This is a genomic window from Mesorhizobium sp. M7A.F.Ca.CA.002.15.2.1 (assembly GCF_003998715.1).
GTDB classification, from domain to species: Bacteria; Pseudomonadota; Alphaproteobacteria; order Rhizobiales; family Rhizobiaceae; genus Mesorhizobium; species Mesorhizobium ciceri.
In genome coordinates, this window is record NZ_RZPI01000193.1 from 1 (window position 1) to 8,367 (window position 8,367).

General features: G+C 59.7%; 9 protein-coding genes and 1 pseudogene. 9 read left to right on the plus strand and 1 reads right to left on the minus strand.

Translation table 11 applies throughout. The annotated features are described in order from the left end of the window. Nucleotides 1-589, minus strand: a 589-nt coding sequence (locus ENZ74_RS13370; RefSeq protein ID WP_164761021.1) for an ATPase, T2SS/T4P/T4SS family, incomplete at its 3' end; no start/stop codon positions are given. A 531-nt stretch (nucleotides 590-1,120) separates the two neighbouring features. Between ENZ74_RS13370 and ENZ74_RS13375 the strand changes: the two genes are divergently transcribed. From ENZ74_RS13375 to ENZ74_RS13415, 9 genes and pseudogenes are all read left to right on the plus strand, one after another. Continuing rightward, the gene (locus ENZ74_RS13375; RefSeq protein WP_063170093.1) at nucleotides 1,121-1,345 is read left to right on the plus strand and encodes a Flp family type IVb pilin; all 225 of its coding nucleotides are present in this window, start codon (nucleotides 1,121-1,123) and stop codon (nucleotides 1,343-1,345) included. 78 nt (nucleotides 1,346-1,423) lie between these two features. Then, the gene (cpaB, locus tag ENZ74_RS13380) at nucleotides 1,424-2,458 is read left to right on the plus strand and encodes a Flp pilus assembly protein CpaB (RefSeq protein WP_063170092.1); all 1,035 of its coding nucleotides are present in this window, start codon (nucleotides 1,424-1,426) and stop codon (nucleotides 2,456-2,458) included. Between the two features lie 53 nt (nucleotides 2,459-2,511). Further along, on the plus strand, nucleotides 2,512-3,957 hold the full coding sequence (locus ENZ74_RS13385) for a type II and III secretion system protein family protein (protein ID WP_063170091.1): 1,446 nt from the start codon (nucleotides 2,512-2,514) through the stop codon (nucleotides 3,955-3,957). A 4-nt stretch (nucleotides 3,958-3,961) separates the two neighbouring features. Then, the gene (locus ENZ74_RS13390; RefSeq protein WP_245459162.1) at nucleotides 3,962-4,234 is read left to right on the plus strand and encodes a hypothetical protein; all 273 of its coding nucleotides are present in this window, start codon (nucleotides 3,962-3,964) and stop codon (nucleotides 4,232-4,234) included. Between the two features lie 71 nt (nucleotides 4,235-4,305). Next, nucleotides 4,306-5,826, plus strand: a complete 1,521-nt coding sequence (locus ENZ74_RS13395) for a pilus assembly protein TadG-related protein (RefSeq protein WP_063170089.1) — start codon at nucleotides 4,306-4,308, stop codon at nucleotides 5,824-5,826. 7 nt (nucleotides 5,827-5,833) lie between these two features. Beyond that, nucleotides 5,834-6,328 carry a TadE/TadG family type IV pilus assembly protein gene (locus ENZ74_RS13400; RefSeq protein ID WP_063170088.1) on the plus strand — a complete coding sequence of 165 codons (495 nt, stop codon included), beginning with the start codon at nucleotides 5,834-5,836 and terminating at the stop codon, nucleotides 6,326-6,328. A gap of 41 nt (nucleotides 6,329-6,369) precedes the next feature. Continuing rightward, on the plus strand, nucleotides 6,370-6,957 hold the full coding sequence (locus ENZ74_RS13405; protein ID WP_244514262.1) for a TadE/TadG family type IV pilus assembly protein: 588 nt from the start codon (nucleotides 6,370-6,372) through the stop codon (nucleotides 6,955-6,957). Beyond that, nucleotides 6,954-8,117 (plus strand): AAA family ATPase, encoded by a 1,164-nt coding sequence (locus ENZ74_RS13410; protein ID WP_013530277.1) that lies wholly within the window; start codon nucleotides 6,954-6,956, stop codon nucleotides 8,115-8,117. Before ENZ74_RS13405 ends, ENZ74_RS13410 begins: the two co-directional genes overlap by 4 nt. Beyond that, a pseudogene (locus ENZ74_RS13415) lies at nucleotides 8,101-8,367 on the plus strand (L,D-transpeptidase); the annotation flags it as partial. The gene ENZ74_RS13410 and the pseudogene ENZ74_RS13415, both read left to right, overlap by 17 nt.

An 8,367-nucleotide genomic window follows, 5' to 3' on the forward strand; every position in this document is an offset into this window, starting at 1 on the left:
GGCCGTCGACCGAGACCGGCCGCACCGCGATGTTGACACGTGAGCCGTCTTCCAGCCGGGCATCGACCATGGGCGACGATTCATCGACCCGCCTGCCGATAGCCGAAACGATCTTGTTGATGACGCGCAGCAGATGGGCCTCGTCCCGAAACCGGATTGGCGTCTCTTCGACGATGCCCCGCCGCTCGATGAAAACGCGCTTGTGAGTATTGATCAGGATGTCGGTAATGGAATCATCCTTGAGCAGCGGTTCGATCGGCCCGAGGCCCAGCATCTCGTCGGCGGTGTCGCTGGTGAGTTGATCGAGTTCGCGCGCATTCAGCGGCACCGCGCGAGCGCGAACGAACTCGCGCACGATTGGACGGATCTCGTTCAGGATCTCATCCTTGGAAGCACTTTCAAGCGCGGTCAGGTTGAACCGGTCGATCAAGTGGCGATGCAGCTCGACCTTGATCGTCAGGAAATCGTCACCATGCGATTGAATATCAACGGCTGGCAGAAGAGCCGGAGCAACAGGCTGCACCGCCAGCGGCTCGACCTTTGTCACTGCCTGCTGTTCGCTTGGCCCCTTGATGAACCGTCCCAGCATAATTGCTTATACTCCCCTCGGACACGCATTAGCGGAAACTAAACGTTAACCAACGAGCGCACAAGCGCCTGGATGCCCGGCGCACAGCCATTACTTTCGGCATAGTTAAGATCAAGGACCGCAAATCCCTTGATTATTTGGTGCAGAGGGCATGCGGAGTTCCCCAAATTTATCCTCAGCTCTCAGGCTCATGCGCCCGCGCCGCGAAAATTAGCAAAACTCCCGCTTAAGTCCTTAGATATAAAGGAATATGCATTTCTTCTAATGCTTCCACGGTTTCGCCACATGAGCGGCTAAATTGTGAATGAATGGTTAAGGGCGATCGAAAAATGAAAAGAATCAATCCCTTGATAAGATTTCACTTTGCCACCTTCTTGCCGAATCAGGTACATGAAAGTTAAGGAACCCTTAATGTCGTTTGACTCTGCATTTTCTCGGGACCTAGGATCGAGATGACGGGGGATGCTTGGGTATGGATTTCATCTCTTGCTCTGTCTCGTCGGGTTCCAACCTCCAAAGGGAGAAATTGACATGAAGAAGCTCATGACGATGACCCGGCAGTTCCGCGACGATGAAAACGGCGCTGCCATGGTCGAATATTCCATCCTCATCGGCATCATTGCCGCGGCGTCGATCGTGACGATCATCGCTATCGGAGTGTGGGTGAACGGCTCGTTCACCAATCTCTGCAGCAAGCTGACGGGCGTTGCTGGCGTGACGAACTGTACTGTTGCTACGGCTACTCCTGGTCCCTGATCATTTTCCAATCGGGACCCGGATCTGATCCGGGTCCCTGTTGCCCGATATGTTGCCTTTCTTGGGGTTTTTGGGACCATGCGCGCGAACACACTCATCATGATCGTTCTTGCCGGTATTTTCGGTGTCCTGGCGGTTGTGCTGGTCAATATCTGGCTGGCTGGCCAGCGAAGCGCCATGGCGCAAACGGGTATTGTTCAAGGCAGCACTGTCGTGGTTGCGGCGATACCACTGAAATTCGGCGATGCGCTGAGTGCGGACACATTGCGCGAAGTCGCATGGCCGGCGGGCGCAATACCGGCAGGCGCTTTCAAGACGACAAAGGAAGCCTTGGCCGGCGAAGGTACAAGGCAAGCGCTTCAGACCATCAGCACCAACGAACCAGTCCTCGCCAGCAAGATCACTGGGCCAGGCCAACGCGCCACACTTTCGGCGGTGCTTGGCGAAGGCATGAAAGCTGTTTCCATCAGGGTGAACGACGTGCTCGGCGTCGCCGGCTTCGTCTTCCCGGGTGACCGGGTCGATGTGCTGCTGACGCGAACGGTGCGCGGCGATGATGGAGCGGACAAGAGTTTCGTCGATGTGCTGCTGCAGAGCATGAAGGTGCTCGCCATCGACCAGGTGGCCGATGTGAGCAAGGACAGCCCAACCGTGGTGAAGTCCGTAACGCTGGAAGCCAGCACCAAGGACGCGCAGAAGCTGACGCTTGCGGCAGGCGCCGGCCAATTGTCGCTGGCGCTTCGCCAGGCCGCCGCCAGCAAGGGCGAAATGACCGAGCGGGTGACGCTTTCCGACCTGACCGGCGAAACGCCGGCCGATGTCGCCGCCAGGCAGGCGGAGCTCGACAGGAAGGCAGCGGCCGAAGCGGAGGCTACAGCCGAGCGCAAGCGCGCCGAGGACAAGATTGCCGGGTTGACGCAGGCTGTGGAGCGGGTGGGAAGCCGCCTCGACGAGTTGGGCAAGGTAAAGCCTGCTCCGATCGTGATGGCGGCACCGCAGCCGGTCGTCAAGGAAGTGGTCAAATATGTGCAGCCTGAGCCGCCGGCGCGGGCAACGATCGGCGTTTTTCGGGGTGTGAAGCTCGAGACATATGACGTGCCGCGACAACCATGATAAGGTGCGGCTAATAAACGGGACTGCCACCGGCAGCGAGTGGGGAGACGGGGATGCGGGGATATTGCTTAGGGATAGCGACGGCCGCGTTGTCGTGCCTAGGGGCGCTGTTGCTGTCGGGCCTGGCGGCCAATGCGGCCGACCGCTTCATCGATGTGTCGACCCCCAGCGTTCATCGGATTTTCCTGCCGATGTCGCAATCGGTGACGATCCAGGTGAGTGCCAATCTGGGCGACATCGTCGTTGGCGACGAGAAGATCGCCGATGCCCAGCCAATGACCGACCGCACGCTCTACGTCATCGGTAAGGGCGCCGGCACCACCACGGTTAATCTGTTCTCCACCGATAAGCGCTCGCTCGGCGCCCTCCAGATCGAGGTCGGCGTCGATGTCAGCGACATGGCGCAGGCGATCCGCCAGGTCGCGCCAAAGTCGCGCATCGAAGTGGGCTCGGTCAATGGCAGGGTCAGGCTTGGCGGGCATGTGAAAGATGGCGCTACGCTGGCGGCGATCATGGCGGTTGCGCAGCAATATGGACCCGATGCCGTCATCAACTCCGTCATCGTCGACGACAGCCAGCAGGTCAATTTGGAAGTGCGCGTGCTGGAAGCCAAGCGCAACACCGGCCGCGACCTCGGCGTGTCGATCAAAAGCAGGAACGGCGATGGCACAACCCGTACCGGTACCGGTGTTGCTGCCGTTGACGAGGACGGTGTCGTGCTCGGACCGGGCGGTCTGCTCAGCGGCCTCCTGTCCAACTCGGCGCCCTTCGGAGCGCTTATCACGCGCGTCATCGACAGCAACATCAAGGTCGACCTGATCATAGAGGCGCTCGAGTCCAAAGGCGCGGTGCGCACGCTCGCGAACCCCAACCTCACCACGCTTTCCGGCGAGCAGGCCAGCTTCAACGCCGGTGGTGAAGTGCCTATTCGCAGTCTGGACAAGGACGGCCAGGTAAACATCGTGTACAAGCAATTCGGCGTCAATCTTCTGTTCACGCCGGTCGTACTCGACGACGGCAAGATTCATATGAACCTGGCGCCGGAGGTCAGTGACCTGACCGGCTTCACCACCGCCGGCGACCCGATCTTCACCAACCGCAAATTGTCGACCGTCGTCGAATTGCGCGACGGCCAGAGCTTCGCCGTCGGCGGGCTTCTGTCCAGCAAGACCACCAAGCTCCAGGATCAGGTGCCTTGGCTCGGCCAAGTGCCTGTGATCGGGACGCTGTTTCGCAGTTCGAGCAACCAGAAGGAAGAGACCGAGCTGGTCGTCATCGTCACGCCGCATATCGTGCGGCCGGTGAAGCCTGGGGAGCAGTTGGCGACACCGTTCGACAAGACACGGCCCGCCAACGATCCGGAGTTCTTCGTGCTCGGCCAATTGGAAGTGACCAAGGACATGGTCCGCAAATATGAAACCGGCGAAGGCGTCACCGGCCCCTATGGCCACATGCTCGACTTCAAATCGAAGGACAAGATGCTCTATGTCAAGAAATAGCGCCTTGATCCTCATTCTGTGCGCCAGCGCCCTGTCGGGCTGCGCCGCGGACTATCTGAACCATTATGATTCGGTGACCCTGGCCGCCGGCGACACGCAGAAGTTCAATTCGCTGCTGCAGACGGTCGACCCGCTCAACCCGGCGTCCCGAAACACACATATCGAAGGCGACGGCGCACGCGCCGCAGCCGTTGCCCAAGGCTACAAATATCCACCGCCACCGCCGCCGCCACCAGCGATCACGGTCAATGTCGGCGGGTCGGGTGTGACACAGTGAACTGAACGAAGGGATGCGCAGGGCGCCGGGCATGCGAGGGGCTCTGGCGCAGGAAAGCAGAGAGTAAGGTCATGTTGGGGACCATTCGTGCCTTCTGGAACGATCAACGCGGCATCGCGATGATCCTCGTGGCAATCATGCTGCCCGTGCTTATCGGCTTCGCTCTGCTGGCCATCGATATGAGCCGAGCCAACGGACTTCACAACGATCTGCAAAAGGGAGTTGATGCCCTTGCTCTGGCAACGGCAGCGGAACTGGATGGCAGATCGGATTCGATCACCAGAGCCAATCTGGCCAAGACTACCCTTCTCACCAACAAGACCAAGTTTTCAACGGCAGGCGATCATACACTCGCTCTAGCCGATGTGACCGTTACATACTTGACCGGGATACCGGCCGACGACAGCATCAAGTTGAGTGCCGCTGGTGTCGACGCCAATGGTGTGAACTGGGCAAGCACCGACCCTAAAGCCGTGACATTCTCACTGGTGACCGTGAACCCGTCCGGCCTGGCGGATGGTGCCGGGGCCTTCGAAGCGATCTTTCCGGCAAGCGTTGTCAGCGGCAGCAACACATTCGACATCAGACCTCAGGCTGTGGCCGGATTTGTCCAGTCGATCTGCGAAACGGTGCCGATCTTCATGTGCAATCCGTTCGAGACGACCGACCCGTTGACCAGCAAAACGATCCAGCAGGCGTTCGCGTCGGGGGACACCTATAGCCGCGAATTTCGTATTCTGAAAGTCGATAGCAACCCCGGCCCGGGCAACTTTGGCCTGCTGGAAAACGGCCTGACCTCGATACAGGAGGGGATGGCCAAGGGGACCGCCGGCACCTGCTACAGCCGCACTTCGCTGACCACGAAAACGGGTGTCACCTTGGGTCAGGTCAATACTGGCCTGAATGTCCGGTTCGATCTCTATCAGGGCAATCTGAAAAATAACACAGACCTTGGCTACCGCCCGGCGAGCAATGTCCGCAAGGGGGCCAGCAAGAACAGCAATTGCAACAAGTTTGATGTCGCGACGGATGGTTCCGCGTTGCCTCTCCCGGATGGCACCGGCTATGACTCCGCTAAGGGCATGACGCTGCCGATCGCGGCGAATTCCTTCTGGACCGCCTACTGGGCCGCCAATCATAAGAACGCAGCGTATCCAAACCTCCCGGCGAAGACCGACCCTCTCAAGCGGAACGTTCCCGCCTCCAGGTATGATGTCTACAACTATGAAATCGCGGCCGGAATCGTGGGCGACAAATCGAAAGGGCCTTCGAACGAAGTTGGAACGCCTTCCTGCTACAAGGGGGACCTCACCAAGGCGGATCCGAGCCGCCGGCTGATAAACATGGCCATTATCGATTGCAAAGCAAACCAGGCGAAGCTGAACGGCCACACCGCAGTCCGACCGGATGGCTATGCAAGCGTCTTCATAAACAACCCTATCCAGAAGGTGAATCCCAACGACGAGGACAATCCGGACGGTACAGGCGCCGAGAAGGCTATCAGCCTTGAGATCGTCGATGTCGATGGCGGATTTGCCAACAACACCCTGGTAGACAAAGCATTCCGCAACGAAGCCCAGTTGTATCGGTAGCGCTGACATGACCAGGCTCCGCAGAATCATTGGACGGTTCCAAGGCGACGAAAGTGGCGCCGCTTTGGTGGAAGCCGCGATCACGATACCACTCGTATTGCTGTTATCGGCCGGTGTGTTCGAGTTCTCCAACATCCTGAATACGCGGATGCTTCTCGAAGCTGGCGTTGAGGATGCGGGGCGCTACATGGCACGATGCAGCAGCGATTGGGCGACTTGCAAGGGCCGAGCCCAGAACCTTGCTGCCAATGGGGCGGTCGCTAACGGCAGCGCCAGAGTGACCGGATGGCTGCCGGCGGCGGTTGACATCACCAAGGCGGTCTCGCTGGACGCGGTTGATGCCGCCACGGGCACGCAACTTTATCTCAGCAGCACGACCAAAGTCGATGTCGTGGACGTCAGCACCTCCTATTCTTATCCGGACGTTGGATTCTGGTCGTATCTTGGCTTTGGAGCCCTGACCCTCAGTGTATCCCATCAGGAACGGGTCATTGGATGGTGATGGGGCGCACCAAGTTTTGGGCTAGCCAGTCCGGAACGACAATGGTCGAAATGGCCATAGTGATGCCGCTGCTGTTGACGCTTTTGCTTGGCTTCATCGATTTCGGCTACGCCTTTTACCAATGGAATGCCGGGAATAAGGCGGTGCAAGCCGGCGCAAGGCTGGCGCAGATTTCTACACCTGTCGCCAGCGGGCTCCTGGCCGAGACGATAACGCAGACCGACCTAACTAAAGTCGGCACTGCGGTACCCGCAAACACTTACAACTATATCTGCACCGCCAACACCGCTGGAAGCGTCTCTTGCGTTTGCGGCACAGGCGCTACGTGCCAGAACCTCAATGTAAGCCAAGATGCCTTTAATTTCATTTTCAGCGGCAACAGCAGCCGGCCCGGAATGCAGACATTCCTGCCGATGTTGGCCAAGTCCGAAGTCAGGATTCAATACCAGGCTTCCGGCCTCGGCTACTGGACGCGTCCCAGCGGACCGGTGCCGACCATCACGGTGAGCATCACCAACCATCCCTTCCAGTTTTTCTTCCTGGGCGGACTGCTCGGCTTCAACAACATCACAATGCCCTCCATGCTGAGCACGGTCACGGGCGAAGACATGAAGAGTACCTGGCCATGAACGCCATCAACACCAAGGTTACGCCGACCAAGCGCAAGCAGGTGGCGCTGTTTTCGTCGGATCCGAATTTCAAGCGCGATGTGGCGACGCGGCTCGATGCGCTGGCGATCTATGACGTCAGGGTTTCCGAGACGAGCGATTTTCTGAAAGGACCGCCGGCGGACACACGCCCGGGCATCGTCATCCTCGATCTCGGCAATGGCGAGCTGCTCGGCAGGCCCGGCATCGTCGAGGCGCGCGCACTGTGGGCCAGCGTGCCGCTGATCGCGGTTTCCGACGAGCTGAGCTCGGAGCAGACGCGCGTTTTGGTGCGCATGAACGCCTCGGACTGGCTGCACAAGCCGCTCGACGGCAAGGAACTGCTCAATGCGGTGACCTTCCACGACACCGGCAACCAGGGAACCAAAAGCCGGATCATCACCTTCATCAGCGCCAGCGGCGGCGCCGGCGCCACGACGCTGGCGCTGTCGGCGGCCGAATTCCTGGCGTCGAAATCGGGCGAGCGCGCGGCGTCCACCTGTCTCGTGGACCTGGATTTCCAGAGCGCCAATTGCGGCGCCTATCTCAATCTGTTCAACCAGTTCGACCTTGCCGGCATCATCGGCCAGCCGGAGCGGCTCGATGTCGAGCTGATGGACGTCATCAAGCTGTCGCGCCCGTCCGGCCTCACCCTCTATGCATTCGAGCGGCCGCAACTGCCGTTCGAGCCGCATGGCAGCGATTTCGTCTTCCGCCTGCTCGACCTCGTCGCCTACCGCTTCGACGACATCGTTATCGACCTGCCCAATCTGGAAACGCCCTGGCACAATTCCGTGCTGTCGACGAGCGACGAGATCTTCATCGTGTTCGAACTCAATGTCGCGTCGCTGCGGCAAGGCAAGCGGCTCTACAAGAAGATCCGCGAGCTGCGCGGCAATGCGGTCAGCATCACGCTGGTCGCCAACAAGCACAAGCGCAAATGGTTCGGGAACCATTTTTCGCGCAGCGAGCTCGAAAAGATCTTCAAGGCGCCGCACATCAAGTCGGTCGCGCTCGACAACGCGCTTCTGACCGATGCGCTGAACAGGGCCATCCCGCCTTCCGAAGTGGATGGGCGGGCGCGCTTCAACAAGGATCTGAAGCGGATGTTCAAAGAGCGGCTCGATGACGCTGCCCGATAGATACCGGATCGCCCCAAAGCTCGCCGGCGCCTGCGTGCTCGGCATGGCGTTGGCGCTGTCCGTCCACGGCTTCGCCGAGGCGCGATCAGCACTTTCGGAGCGGCCGCCGCTGCCGGCGATGGGGCCCAGCCTGCGCAAGGCCGTCGCCTTTAGAACCGCCGAGCAGCCGGGAACGATCATCATCCGCAAGGACGAGAAGGCGCTTTACCTGGTGACCCGCCAGGGCCAGGCGCTGCGCTACCAGATCAGC